This is a genomic window from Aurantiacibacter arachoides, from assembly GCF_009827335.1.
Lineage (GTDB): Bacteria > Pseudomonadota > Alphaproteobacteria > Sphingomonadales > Sphingomonadaceae > Alteraurantiacibacter > Alteraurantiacibacter arachoides.
Genome location: NZ_WTYH01000001.1, coordinates 289,370 through 301,914, shown reverse-complemented (window position 1 = coordinate 301,914; position 12,545 = coordinate 289,370). Strand labels below are relative to the sequence as shown.

The window sequence follows — 12,545 nt, the reverse complement described above, 5'->3', positions numbered from 1 at the left end:
TGCGCGCGCCGGGCGGCAAGGCTCAGGCCTTTTCCAGCGTGCACTGGAGCGGGTGCTGATTCTCGCGCGCGAAATCCATCACCTGGTTCACCTTGGTTTCGGCAACTTCGTAGGGGAACACACCGCAGATGCCGACGCCGCGCTGGTGGACGTGCAGCATGACCCGCGTCGCCTGTTCCAGATCCATGCGGAAGAAGCGCTTGAGCACGAGCACGACGAATTCCATCGGCGTGTAATCGTCGTTCAGCATCAGCACCTTGTACTGGCTGGGCTTCTTGGACTTGGCGCGGGTCTTGGTGGCGACGCCGATCTGGTTGTCGCCCTCGCCGTGGCCCGAACCCCCATGCCCGTCGTCTCCATCGTCATCGCCGGCAGCGAGGGTGGAGGCCCGATGGGAGGCAGAGGAGGATTGGCGAATGGCGAGCATGGGGAAAGGCGAATATCGTATCATCGGCGCGGGCTGCAAGGGGGTGAACGCAGATTCAAGGTCGCGGCTTAGTATGAAGCACGCCCGGAAACGAAACAGGCCGGACAGCGCGAAGCTGTCCGGCCCGTGAGGCCGCCGGGGAGAGGAGAGATGGCGGCCCGATTCGTGTGAAGATGCTTCAGGCGACCTTCGACATCTTTTCCGCGGCGATGTTGACGCGGCCCGAAAGGGGGGCAGCAACGTCGTTCGCCAGCTTGACCGCGGCATCGGTGTTGCGGGTGCCGACGGCCATCATCGCATCGAAGTTGCGACGCATCATGCGGCCCTGCAGCTGGAACAGCTCGGTCGGGCTCTTGACGGCAGCCATTTCCTTGAGGTCGGCGGTGATCGTCTCGTAGGCGGACTTTGCTTCCTCGGCGTAGGTCTTGCCCAGCGCCTGCATGCCTTCGGCCATCACCTTGGTGCTTTCGACCATGGCTTCGACGTTGCCCTTGGCAAAGTCGGTCATGTCCGAAAGGTTGGCAGTGCCCTTTTCATAGGCGGCCTGCGCGCGGCTCTGCATCTCGGTCACGGCGCCCGACATGGAGTCGGTCATCGCACTGGTGTAATCGTTCGAATAGTCGGGCTTGCTGGCCATGATGGTTTCCTTCAGCTTTGAAATGGTTGTTTCAGGGATCTGTTGCTTGATCGCCGCCTTGGCCACGCGGGGCCGGGCGGCAGCCTTGACCGACGCCTTGCGCGTGGCGGTCTTGCGGGAAGCGGGCTTCCTGGACGCTGGCTTCACGGGCTTGCCGGAGGCCTTGCCAGCCTTGGCTGCTGCCTTGTCAGCCGGAGCCTTCGTCGCCGAAGGCTTGCTGGCAGGCTTTGCTACCGTATCGGTCGACGCCGGCTTGGCCTCTTCGGTGGTCGCCTTTGGCGCGCTATCCGCAGCATCTGCCTTCGACGTTTCCACCTGCGGCTTTGCCGTTGCAGGCTTGGCGACGGAATCGGCGGCGGTGGCCTCTGGGGCCTGGGAATCGGTTGGCTGAGCCATGAAACCTCGCTTGGCACGGGCAGCGGAATTGCCACCCTTGTTGCATTGCAATATAGATTGCTGCACCGGCTAAGTCAAGATTTATTGTGCACTGCACCATTTCCGAGAGAAGGCTTTGCGGTCAACGGCTTAAGTCGGATCAGCGCATCCTTACATACCGTCCCGGCGCGTCCTCGATCACCCGGTCGCCCTTCCCGCCCGGCTTACGCTTGCCCCGGACTTTCACCTTCTTCGGCGCCTGCGCCGCGATCCACGCGATCCAGTCCGGCCACCAGCTTCCCGGATGCTCGGCCGCGCCTGCCACGAACTCCTCTATCGTCGTGAACGCGCCATCGTTGGTCCAGTACTGGTATTTCTTCGCATTGGGTGGATTGACCACGCCCGCGATGTGGCCGCTGCCAGCAAGGACGAAGCGGTTGTCGCCCCCGAAGTGATCGAGCAGGCGGAACACGCTTGCCGCCGGTGCGATATGGTCCTCGCGCCCTGCCTGGATATAGGTTGGCGTCTGCACCAGGGAAAGGTCGATGGGCGTGCCGTCGGCGCTGAGCGCGTCGGGCCGGACCAGCAGATTGTCACGATAAAGATCGCGCAGATACACGCCGTGCCACCTTGCAGGCAGGTTGGTGACGTCGCCGTTCCAGTACAACAGGTCGAAGGCCGGATAGTCCTCGCCCAGCAGGTAATGGTTGACCACGTAGTTCCAGATCAGGTCACCGCCGCGCAGCAGGTTGAACGTCGCCGCAAGGTAGCGGCCATCGAGGGTGCCGCCCTTCGACGCCTGACGGATCAATTCCAGCTGCCCGTCGTCGATGAACCGGGACAGGTCGCCCGCGTGTTCGAAATCGACCTGGGCGGTGAAGAAGGTCGCGCTTGCCACCTTGTCCGCCTCGCCCCGCCGCGCCAGCACTGCCAGCGTGCCCGCCAGCGTCGTGCCCGCCACGCAATAGCCGATGGTGTGCACGGCCGGCACGCCCAGCCGCTCGCGCACCAGGTCGATCGCCTGCATCTGCGCGCGGAAATAATCGTCCCAGCCGATATGCGCCAGGCTCTCGTCGGCGCTTTTCCAGCTGACCATCATCACGGTCAGCCCCTGTTCGACGGCCCAGCGCACGAAGCTCTTTTTGGGATTCAGGTCGAGAATGTAGAAGCGGTTGATCCACGGCGGAAAGATCAGCAGCGGCGTCTCGAACACCTCGTCCGTGACGGGCGCATACTGGATCAGCTGGAACAGCTCTGTCTCGAACACCACCTTGCCCGGCGTCGCCGCCACGTTCTCCCCCAGTACGAAGGCGCTGGTATCGGTGTGCGTCAACTGCCCGCGCTCCAGGTCGCCGGTCAGCCGCTCCAGCCCCTTGACCAGGTTTTCCCCACCCGTCTCGATCGTGCGTTCCAGCACGACCGGATTGATGAGCGGGAAGTTGGCCGGGCTCATCGCGTCGAGCACGTTGCGCGTTGCGAACTTGAGGTCGGCGCGCTCCTTGTCGCTCAGGCCCTGCGCGGTGTCGACGCTTTCCCCCAGCCTTTCGGCAAACAGCAGGTAGGTCTGGTGGATCAGCGCGAAGACCGGCTGATCGCGCCAGGCCTTGTCGGCAAAACGGCGATCGCGGCGGGGTAGCTGCGGCTCGCCCTGCCCTTCGCCGGAATACTGCGCGATCACATCCTGCCACAGCTGCGCGCTCTCGGCCCACAGCTGCGCCTGCCCGGCGGGATCGGCCATCGGCATCGTCGCGGCCCACTGTCGCATCGTCTCCATCCAGCTGGCAGGATCGGCTGCCAGCGGTGCGGCAGCATCGGCGGACGGATTCACCAGGTTCAGCCAATTCGCCTGGAACGCCTGCATCGCCTCGCCCATCGCGTCCACGGGGCGCATCCCTTCTGCCGGGGGAGGGGCAAAGGCCGCCATCATCGCCTGCGCGCTTTCGCCCTGGATGCGCAGCATCTGCGTGAACAGGTCGGCGGCATCGTGCCCCGTGCGATCGATCGGGTCGTCGTCTTTTTCGGCCATGCCCAATCTCTTATGCGCAACGATGGGCAAGCGAAAGCGTCTTCGGATCGAACGGAATTGCGCCCACAGCAGGTTTGCGCCATCACGGGCCTGCCGCAGCCCCCAGGATCAAGGACCCGATGGACAACGATTTCTACCGCATCAAGCGCCTCCCGCCCTACGTCATCGCCGAGGTCAATGCGATGCGCGCGGCCGCGCGTGCAGAGGGGCGTGACATCATCGACCTGGGCATGGGCAACCCTGACCAGCCCCCGCCCCAGCACGTCATCGACAAGCTGTGCGAAGTGGCCGCCAAGCCGGACGCGCACGGCTATTCCCAGTCGAAAGGTATCCCGGGCCTGAGAAAGGCGCAGGCGAATTACTACGCGCGCCGGTTCGGCGTCGACCCCGATCCCGAAACAGAGGTCGTGGTGACGCTGGGCAGCAAGGAAGGCCTCGCCAGCCTTGCCAGTGCGATCACCGCGCCAGGCGACACCATCCTCGCCCCCAATCCCAGCTACCCGATCCACACGTTCGGGTTCATCATCGCCGGCGCCAGCATCCGCTCCGTGCCCACCACGCCGGACGAGAATTACTGGCGGGCGCTGGACAACGCGGTCGCCTTTACCGTGCCACGTCCCACCGTGCTGGTGGTCAACTTCCCCTCCAACCCGACGGCCGAGACGGTCGACCTCGCCTTTTACGAACGGCTGGTGGACTGGGCGCGCTTCCACAAGATCTGGGTACTGTCGGACCTGGCCTATTCGGAACTCTATTACGACGGCAAGCCCACGCCATCCATCCTGCAGGTGCCGGGCGCAAAGGACGTGGCGATCGAATTCACCAGCCTCTCCAAGACCTACGGCATGGCCGGATGGCGAATCGGCTTTGCCGTGGGCAACAAGACCCTGATCGCCGCGCTGACGCGGGTGAAGAGCTACATCGATTATGGCGCCTTTACCCCCATCCAGGCGGCCGCCTGCGCCGCGCTCAACGGCCCGCAGGATTGCGTGGAGCAGACGCGCCAGATGTATCATCGCCGGCGTGACGTGATGATCGATGCCTTCGGCCGCGCCGGCTGGGACATCCCCGCCCCGCCCGCATCGATGTTCGCCTGGGCACCGCTGCCCCCGGCGCTGAAGGCAATGGGGAGCATGGAATTCGCCAAGCAGCTGCTCACCCATGCGCAGGTCGCGGTGGCACCTGGCGTGGGCTATGGCGAGGATGGCGAAGGTTATGTGCGCATCGGCCTGGTCGAGAACGAGCAGCGCCTGCGGCAGGCGGCGCGCAACGTGAAGCGCTACCTGCACAGCATGGGTGTGAACGCTTCGGCGGCATGAGGGCACGCACGCCGGGGATCGCGGTGGCTGGGACTGCTGCCGCGCGAATTTGCCCAGCTCTGGTGCCTCGCGGACGCCTCCGGCGAACGGGTCACGGGCCGCCAACTGCTGGCTGACGTCCGGCGGCTCAACCACGATCCTGAGCTAGCAGCGTGGAGGTGCATGTCTCGCGCCTTTCGCTCCAAGCTGGCCGGGGCGGGCTGCTACGGGCTGGTGGCAGAACGGCCGTTCATGCCTGCCCAACGCCTTGCGCGACAGGCCGATGCGCGGGATGATTGCCTGTTGAAAATGGGTTGGTCAGGAGCGCCCGTTCCCTGACGGACCGACCCCTTCACTGCTCCCCGATCATCGCCTCCAGCCGGTCGAACACTGTTTCGTGCAGCGGGTGTTCAAAGGCAATGCCGGCGCGGCCATCCTCCATCCACACCAGTTCGGCGGGCTGGGCGGATAGGCCCGGCAGCGTGACCAGCACCCGCTCCCCCACCTCGGCGCTCCATCCGCGCGATTCGACCATTGCCCCGCCGATCGAGATGTCGAGCACCTCGAGATCAGCACTGGCCCCCCGCCGCGAACGGCACTTGAGGCGCAGGGCCTGGGTATCGGTGGCATGCATGAAAATAACCCTCGTTCGCGTGGGCGCGGGTTTATCGGTAATTCGCAAACAGGTGCTTACCGTCCAAGCAAACGATCCGTTACGATGGCCTGGTCCGATCGAAGGGCATTGCACGTCCGCACAAGGCGCGCTAGGTGGCCCGCCTTCGTGAGGCCCGATGGCGGAGTGGTTACGCAGAGGACTGCAAATCCTTGCACGCCGGTTCGATTCCGGCTCGGGCCTCCACTTCCCGGCAACGGGGACGCCGCTTTAGCTCAGTTGGTAGAGCACATCATTCGTAATGATGGGGTCACAGGTTCGAGTCCTGTAAGCGGCACCACTTCTTATCAGAGCTGGGCACCGTGCCCCTAACCCAGCGTCACCACCTGTCCGGCAAGCCGTTCGACCTCCTCGGCGGCGTGGCTGACCAGCAGGATCGGCACCGCGATCTCGTCGCGGATGCGTTCTATCAGCGCGGCGAGACGCTCGGCCTTTTCGGCGTCGAGCGAGGACAACGGCTCGTCCAGCAACAGGAAGCGGGGCGCGGCGAGCAGCGCGCGCCCGATCGCCACGCGCCGCGCTTCCCCGCCTGAAAGCGTTGCCGGCCAGCGATCCAGCAGGTGGCCCACGCCGAGGAGCTCGATCACCTCGTCTCGCCCAATCCATCCCGCGTTCCGAGCCAGCCGTTCGCCGTAGACCAGGTTTGCATGCACGCGCTGGTGCGGGAACAGGCGCGCGTCCTGAAACACGTATCCCGCGCCCCGCGCCTCGGGCGGCAGGTTCACGCCCGCTTCGCTGTCGAACAGCACCTGTCCTGCCACCGCGATCCGGCCTTCGACTGGCGCCAGTATCCCCGCGATGGCGTTCAGGACGCTGGTCTTGCCGACGCCGGATGGGCCGACGAGCGCCGTCAGTCGCGCTTCGGAGGCGAACCGGGCGATGATGGGCGCCGCCCCCGGCCGCACGACACAGTCCAGATCAAAGGACATGGGCGCGTGTCCCCTGCGAGCGGCGCACCAGCCATTCCGACACGATCAGCGCGCCCAGCGACAGGACGATGGAGATGATCGCCAGGCGTGCGACTGCCGCTTCTCCGCCGGGCAGTTGCAGCCCCGTATAGATGGCCAGAGGCAGCGTGCGCGTCTGTCCCTCGATGTTGGCGGCAAAGGTGATGGTCGCGCCGAACTCGCCCAGCGAGCGGGCGAAGCCGAGCATGGCCCCTGCCGCGATGCCCGGCGCGGAAAGCGGCAGGGTGATGGTGAGGAAGGCGCGCCAGGGGTTGGCGCCCAGGGTGCGCGCGGCGTCCACCAGGCGGCGGTCGACCGCCTCGATGGAAAGCCGCATCGCGCGCACCATCAGTGGCAAGGCCATGACTGCGGCAGCCAGCGCCGCCCCGGTCCAGTGAAACACCAGCGTCAGGCCAAGGGCCCGGTCGAGCCATCCGCCCACCGGCCCCCCGCGCCCCAGCAGCAACAGCAGCAGCCAGCCCGTCACCACCGGGGGAAGCACCAGCGGCAGATGGATCGCGGCATCGAGCAGGGTGCGCCCCGGAAACGTCCGCCGCGCGATCAGCCAGGCCAGCGCATAGGCGACGGGCAGCGTTATCAGTACCGCGACAAGGCTGACCTTGAGCGATAGCAGCAGGACATACCACTCGGCCTGGGTCAGCATCGCATCCCTTATGGCGATCCGAACCCGTAGCTTGCAACACGCCTGCGCGCCGCATCGCTGACGAGGTAATCGGCAAAGGCCTGCGCCTCGTTATCGCGCGAGGCGGCAACCTGCGCGCGGTAGTACAGGATGCGCGGATGGAGCGAGGGATCGACCCGTTCGATCACGCGCACGCCATCGCTCGCCTGGGCATCGGTGGCATAGACAATGCCAAGCGGAACCTCGCCGCGTTCGACAAAGGCAAGGGCGGCCCGCACGCTCTCGGCCGGGACAACCCGGGGCTCCAGCACGTCCCACAGGCCCATGCTCTGCAGCGCCGCGCGGGCATAGCGACCTGCCGGTACGCTGCCCGTTTCAGCCAATGCGATGCGCCCGCCATCGGGATCCTGGGCAAATTCGCGCAGCGACATGGGCACAGGGACTACGCCCGCCGGATCCGCTGGCGCCACCACCACCAGAGTGTTGCTGGCAAAGGCGCGCGGTTCGCCGGCGAGCAAATCACGCTCCTCCAGCCAGTCCATCCACTCACGATCGGCGGTCACCACGATATCTGCCGGTGCGCCCGATTCGATCTGCCGGGCGATGGCCGAGGTAGCGCCAAAGGAAAGCACGGGCGCAGCTTGTCCTTCAGCCTCCCAGTCGCGGGCTATTCCTTCCAGCGCTTCCTGCATGCTGGATGCCGCCAGCACCGTAGGCCCTGCGGGCGGTTCGGGCGCACAGGCGCCAAGCGCGAGCGCGGCGGAAAGGCAGACCAGGAGTGTTCGAAACACCGGCGATCAGCCCTGAAGGGATTCGCTGCGGTTCGCACGCAGGACGAAGTCGGTTGCCCGGCGCACCGGGATCAGCAGCACGCAGCGCACCCCCTCGGGATCGAAATCAAGCTCCACCGGGTGTTTGAGTTCATGCGCCACGATACGTTCGATAAGGTCGGTGCCAAAACCCCGGCTGCGCACCTGCTTGACCGGCGGACCGCCGCGTTCCAGCCATTCGACCCGCACCAGCGACTGGGTCATCGCTTTCCAGCGCACCGATACGCTCCCGCCGGGCTGGCTGAGCGAACCGTACTTGGCGGCATTGGTGGCCAGTTCGTGGATGGCCAAGCCCAGGGACAGGGCATCGTTGGGGGCAAGTTCCACGTCCGGCCCCTCCAGCCTGACTTCGTGGTCGCCGCCATGGGCGTAGGGCAGGAGTTCGGCATCGATCACCGCGCGCACCGGGGTCGATCCCCAGTCGGACTGGGTGAGCAGGTCGTGGGTTGCCGAAAGCGCGCGGATGCGGCCATCGAGGCCGTCGGCAAATTCCTCGATATCGCTGGACCGGCGCCGGGTGAGGGCGATGATGGAGAGCACGTTGGCCAGCGTGTTCTTGACCCGGTGATTGAGCTCACGGGTCAGCGAATTGCGGATCGATGCCTGCTCCTCGAACCACGCGAGCGAGGCTTCGTCCTCCTGCGCCTGCTGGGTCAGCATCCGTACCAGCAGCATCAGCAATGCGCCCACCAGCAGGCCGAAGATCAGCGTCGCCATCGACAGGCCGGAGAGGCCCGCGTCCTCGTGCGAGGTGATGACGAGCTGGAACGGATTGTTGGCGATTGTCAGCACCTGCGTGACGGATCGCACTTCGGGCTGATCCTCGCCGTCATTGATGCTCGCCAGCAGACCCTCGTCGCTCCGGCTGCCGTCGTAGAGGCTGATGCCGAACGAACCGGCATCATCCAGTTCGAGCGCGCTCTGCACGAAGTCCTGGGCGTTGAAAGGGCTGAAGATGAACCCCTTCAGCGCACGGCCGCCCGCCGATGGCTCGAACACCGGCATGTAGATAAGGAAGCCCGCTTCCTCGCCGTCACCCTCCTGCGCGAGCACAATGCGCTCGGTCGCGGTGGGCCGCGCCGTCCGCTCCGCTTCCTGCATCGCCGCGCGGCGGACGGGTTCGGAATACATGTCAAAGCCCAGCGCCTGGCGATTGCGTTCGGTATCGGGCTGCAGGAACGTCACGGGAATGGCGAAGGGACGGTTCCCGTCAGGACGCGGATGCAGCTCTGCGGTGCGCGAACCCTGCGCGGAGACGAGGGCGTTGAAGGCCTCTTCCTCCGACGGACGCACCACCTTGGCCCAGCCAATGCCATCGGCACCGCGATAGTCGGCATCGAGGCGCAGTTCCGAAACGAAGCGCCGGAATTCGTCCGCCGGCACTTCTTCCATGCCGGACAACAGTGCGGCACCGGCGCGCAGATAAGCGCTGGAGGCGTTCGCGCGCCGTTCGAGTGCCGCGGCGATGGTAATGGCCCGCGCGTTCAGCTGCGCGGCTTCCCGCTGGTTCTCGCCCCGCTCGATCGCAAAGATGCTGAGGATGGTGACGGCAGCAATCAGCACGAAAATACCCAGCGGCATTCCGCGCGGAAAGCGCATAAGCCACCGCCTCGTGCTGCTTCGCCGGGAAATCTGCTGCTGCAAGACAACTCCTGGGCCGCGCGGGCGACCGTCCCTGTAATCACGCGTGAACCCATTCGACGGGCCATCGGCTGTTGCCGGTTTGCGACCACTGCCGTACACACATATGTTCATGCGGGGAACCGGACGGACCGCGTTTCGTTCCGGACGAACGCAATATCGCACATGACCCCCGGCTTTTGCCTGCCATCGCGCAGGCAAGGCAACAGCCGGGTGGCGGGATGGGAAGCTTTTTACGACGATGTCGGGCACACAAAACGACAAGAAGGTTGATAAGCCAGCATCGAGACACGATGTTGGCAAGGAAGGCGATCCGGAATGGACAAACGGACTGAAGCGCCTTTACGACAGCGTGCTCGATGAGCCGCTGCCGGATGCATTTGCAGACCTGCTGGCCAAGCTGGACAAAGACGGGGGTCGATGACCAAGGGGTCCCAGACACGCGAGCTGCCGGAACGCAGCAACGACGACAAGCGCGATTTCAAACGGGAACTGACCGAGGTCGTCCCGCATCTTCGCGCTTTCGCTCGTGGCTTGTGCGGTCGTCCCGACATGGCGGACGACCTCGTGCAGGAAACGCTTCTCAAGGCATGGGCGGCGCAACAGCGCTTCGAGCCCGGCACCTCCATGCGTGCGTGGACCTTCGTGATCCTGCGCAACGCCTATCTTACCGACATGCGCCGCAATCGCTTTCGCGGCGAATATGACGAGACAGTGGCGGAACGCATCCTGACCGCGCCCGCCGGTCAGGAAGAGCCGATCCACCTTTCCGACCTGCACCGGGCATTGCTGACGCTGCCGCCCGAACGGCGCGAGGCACTGTTGCTGGTCGGTGCGGGCGGTTTCTCCTACGAGGAAGCGGCCAACATCTGCGGCTGCGCCGTCGGCACCATCAAGAGCCGCGTCGGGCGCGCCCGTGCGGCATTGACCAGCATGATCCAGGATGGCGACATTCCCGATCGCGCGATCAGCGATCCCATCGCTCATCGCGCCATCCTCGAAGAACTGGACGAGGTTGCCGCCGGCAGGGGCGAATCCGCGGCCACGCGGTAGACCTATGGCGCGGCGATGAGCGCGACGGGGGACGAGGTGAGGTCCGGCGCGGCAAGCGGACCGGCGTCGACCCCGCGTGAGCGGCAGATGCGGTTCGCGGCACAGGAACTGCGGCTGATCTCGGCCCTCGTGGTGCTGCTCGCCATCGGCCTGTTTCTTGCCCTGCCGTTCGTGCTGTCGATCGGATCGGTGGTGTTCCTGCCGCTGTTTGCCGGCCTTATCATCACCATCATCCTGTCCCCTCTGGCGGACAAGCTTGCGATGTGGGGGCTGCCCAACTTCCTCGCATCCATCCTGTCGCTGCTGATATTCTTCGGCATCCTGGGCCTGGCCCTGACGGCGATCCTTACGCCGGCGGTATCCCTGTACGATCGCTTTCCGGCGATGATCGCACAGGTGCGCGACCATTTCAGCGACCTGCGGCTGGCCTTTGCCTGGGTCGACCAGTTGAACGCACAGATCGCGGAGTTATCGGGCGACAAGGCGAACGAAGTCGTGCTCGCGGATCCCAGCATGCTCGAACAGCTTGCCTTCGCCACCCCCACGGTGCTGCTGGAAATCCTGCTGACCTTCCTGCTCGCCTTCTTCATGATTGAGGCGCGGATCCGCCTGCGCCGCCGCCTCCTGCTCGATCGCGCCGAGGTCGGCTCCAGCCTGAAGGCGGCCCGTGCCCTGCGCGATGTGCAGGACAGGGTCGCCGCCTATATCACCACCGTGGGCCTGATAAACGCCGGGGTGGGCATCGTGACCGCTCTCGGCGCCTGGGCGCTGGGGCTGGAGGCGCCGATCATGTGGGGTGGCCTTGCCATGCTGCTGAATTTCGTCCCCTACGTCGGACCGCTGGCCATGATCGGCCTGCTCGCCCTGTTCGGCCTGGGCACCGCGGAATCGGTGTTCGTCGGGCTGATTCCCGCGGCGGCCTACCTGGGTCTGCACACGGTGGAAGCGAACGTGGTAACGCCATCGATTCTGGGCGCGCGATTCACGATGAACCCGGTTATGATCCTGCTCGCGCTGAGCTATTTCGGGTGGATTTGGGGCGTGGCGGGCGCCCTGCTCTCGGTGCCGATCCTGCTGACGCTGACCGCGCTCGTCGACCATCTCGGCCGCCCCAACTTCATCGGCTTCCTGTTCGGCGAACCCCTGTTCGGCGACCACGGGCCGGACCTTGGCGTGCCCGACACCGCCTGATTTTCTAATTACTCGTGCTTGCCACGAAAAAAGGCCCGCCCGTCTTTTGCAAGAGGGGCGGGCCTTTTGTCAGTGGCAATTGGCCGACGCTGCGGTCAGCCGGGATAGGTCCAGGCAGTGCCGCGGGCCAGGTTCTCGGCTGCAAAATCCCAGTTCAGGTGTCCGTCCACCACCGCGTCGAGATAGCTCGGGCGGGCGTTCTGGTGGTCGAGGTAATAGGCGTGCTCCCACAGGTCGATGACCAGCAGTGGGTTGGCATCGCCATCGGCCATGGTTTCCGCATCGTGGCTGTCCTCGACGGAAAGCTTCCCGTCCTTTTCGATCAGCCACACCCAGCCGCTGGCAAAGTGGCCGGCGCCCTTTTCCTTCAGCTTGTCGCCCAGTTCCTTGAGGCTGCCGAAGCTCTCCTCGATCTTGTTGGCAACGTCGCCGCTCGGGCCGACGGCCGACGGGCTGAGCGAGTGCCAGAAGAAGCCGTGGTTCCAGACCTGTGCAGCGTTGTTGAACAGGCCCTGGTTGCCGCCGCGGGCGGACTTGATGACGGTGATCAGGTCCTTGCCGTCGAGGTCGGTGCCTTCGATCGCGGCGTTCGTCTTGTCGACATAGGCCTTGTGATGCTTGCCATGGTGATAGCTGAACGTTTCTGCCGAGATGGCAGGCGCGATCGCCTCGTCGTCGAATGGCAGCGGGATGAGAGTGAAAGCCATGGGGTGGTCCGTCCTTCCTGTTGTACGGGTCTTTGCAAGACCAATGCGCGAGGCGCGCGAGGGTTGCAATGCAGGCCGCATTTAGTCGGGCGGGAAG

At 65.3% G+C, this 12,545-nt stretch carries 14 protein-coding genes and 2 tRNA genes; 7 read left to right on the top strand and 9 right to left on the bottom strand.

From position 1 onward, the window contains the following. Nucleotides 1-22: 22 nt before the first annotated feature. Both clpS and GRI62_RS01540 read right to left on the bottom strand, forming a co-directional pair. A complete protein-coding gene (gene clpS / locus GRI62_RS01545) occupies nt 23-451 on the bottom strand; it encodes an ATP-dependent Clp protease adapter ClpS (protein ID WP_234027334.1) in 429 nt (142 codons plus the stop codon). A 154-nt stretch (nt 452-605) separates the two neighbouring features. Further along, nucleotides 606-1,064, bottom strand: a complete 459-nt coding sequence (locus tag GRI62_RS01540) for a phasin family protein (protein ID WP_160731784.1) — start codon at nt 1,062-1,064, stop codon at nt 606-608. Between GRI62_RS01540 and GRI62_RS01535 the strand changes: the two genes are divergently transcribed. Beyond that, nucleotides 1,063-1,455: a hypothetical protein gene (locus tag GRI62_RS01535; RefSeq protein WP_160731783.1), complete on the top strand. Its 393-nt coding sequence runs from the start codon at nt 1,063-1,065 to the stop codon at nt 1,453-1,455. The genes GRI62_RS01540 and GRI62_RS01535 overlap by 2 nt on opposite strands. A 144-nt stretch (nt 1,456-1,599) precedes the next feature. Here GRI62_RS01535 and GRI62_RS01530 read toward each other — a convergent pair whose 3' ends face one another. After that, complete coding sequence (locus GRI62_RS01530) at nt 1,600-3,465, bottom strand: PHA/PHB synthase family protein (RefSeq protein ID WP_131451683.1); 1,866 nt, start codon at nt 3,463-3,465, stop codon at nt 1,600-1,602. Nucleotides 3,466-3,584: 119 nt separating this feature from the next. Here GRI62_RS01530 and GRI62_RS01525 point away from each other — a divergent pair, with 119 nt between their 5' ends. Continuing rightward, on the top strand, nt 3,585-4,784 hold the full coding sequence (locus GRI62_RS01525; protein WP_131451682.1) for an LL-diaminopimelate aminotransferase: 1,200 nt from the start codon (nt 3,585-3,587) through the stop codon (nt 4,782-4,784). A gap of 331 nt (nt 4,785-5,115) precedes the next feature. Here the strand turns inward: GRI62_RS01525 and GRI62_RS01520 are convergent, their stop codons facing one another. After that, nucleotides 5,116-5,397, bottom strand: coding sequence for a PilZ domain-containing protein (locus GRI62_RS01520; RefSeq protein ID WP_131451681.1), 282 nt, complete (start codon nt 5,395-5,397; stop codon nt 5,116-5,118). A gap of 151 nt (nt 5,398-5,548) precedes the next feature. Here GRI62_RS01520 and GRI62_RS01515 point away from each other — a divergent pair. Together GRI62_RS01515 and GRI62_RS01510 are read left to right on the top strand one after the other, a co-directional pair. Beyond that, nucleotides 5,549-5,622 (top strand) — tRNA-Cys (locus tag GRI62_RS01515). An 18-nt stretch (nt 5,623-5,640) separates the two neighbouring features. Next, nucleotides 5,641-5,716: transfer RNA gene (locus tag GRI62_RS01510), tRNA-Thr, on the top strand. Between the two features lie 28 nt (nt 5,717-5,744). Here the strand turns inward: GRI62_RS01510 and GRI62_RS01505 are convergent. The 4 genes from GRI62_RS01505 to GRI62_RS01490 are packed head-to-tail and all read right to left on the bottom strand — an operon-like array spanning nt 5,745 to nt 9,455. After that, nucleotides 5,745-6,365 carry an ATP-binding cassette domain-containing protein gene (locus GRI62_RS01505; protein ID WP_131451680.1) on the bottom strand — a complete coding sequence of 207 codons (621 nt, stop codon included), beginning with the start codon at nt 6,363-6,365 and terminating at the stop codon, nt 5,745-5,747. Beyond that, nucleotides 6,355-7,047 carry a molybdate ABC transporter permease subunit gene (gene modB, locus GRI62_RS01500; protein WP_131451679.1) on the bottom strand — a complete coding sequence of 231 codons (693 nt, stop codon included), beginning with the start codon at nt 7,045-7,047 and terminating at the stop codon, nt 6,355-6,357. The genes GRI62_RS01505 and modB overlap by 11 nt, the downstream gene beginning before the upstream one ends. Before the next feature lie 8 nt (nt 7,048-7,055). Continuing rightward, complete coding sequence (gene modA, locus GRI62_RS01495; RefSeq protein WP_131451678.1) at nt 7,056-7,817, bottom strand: molybdate ABC transporter substrate-binding protein; 762 nt, start codon at nt 7,815-7,817, stop codon at nt 7,056-7,058. Nucleotides 7,818-7,823: 6 nt separating this feature from the next. Then, nucleotides 7,824-9,455, bottom strand: a complete 1,632-nt coding sequence (locus GRI62_RS01490; RefSeq protein WP_234027333.1) for a CHASE domain-containing protein — start codon at nt 9,453-9,455, stop codon at nt 7,824-7,826. Nucleotides 9,456-9,738: 283 nt separating this feature from the next. Here GRI62_RS01490 and GRI62_RS01485 point away from each other — a divergent pair, with 283 nt between their 5' ends. Genes GRI62_RS01485 through GRI62_RS01475 form a run of 3 tightly spaced genes read left to right on the top strand, consistent with a single transcriptional unit; the run spans nt 9,739 to nt 11,741 of the window. Next, nucleotides 9,739-9,921, top strand: coding sequence for a NepR family anti-sigma factor (locus tag GRI62_RS01485; RefSeq protein ID WP_131451677.1), 183 nt, complete (start codon nt 9,739-9,741; stop codon nt 9,919-9,921). Then, nucleotides 9,918-10,550, top strand: a complete 633-nt coding sequence (locus tag GRI62_RS01480) for a sigma-70 family RNA polymerase sigma factor (RefSeq protein WP_131451676.1) — start codon at nt 9,918-9,920, stop codon at nt 10,548-10,550. Before GRI62_RS01485 ends, GRI62_RS01480 begins: the two co-directional genes overlap by 4 nt. Nucleotides 10,551-10,565: 15 nt before the next feature. Then, the gene (locus GRI62_RS01475) at nt 10,566-11,741 is read left to right on the top strand and encodes an AI-2E family transporter (RefSeq protein ID WP_131451675.1); all 1,176 of its coding nucleotides are present in this window, start codon (nt 10,566-10,568) and stop codon (nt 11,739-11,741) included. 95 nt (nt 11,742-11,836) lie between these two features. Here GRI62_RS01475 and GRI62_RS01470 read toward each other — a convergent pair whose 3' ends face one another. After that, nucleotides 11,837-12,448, bottom strand: coding sequence for a superoxide dismutase (locus tag GRI62_RS01470; protein WP_131451674.1), 612 nt, complete (start codon nt 12,446-12,448; stop codon nt 11,837-11,839). Nucleotides 12,449-12,545: the final 97 nt, after the last annotated feature.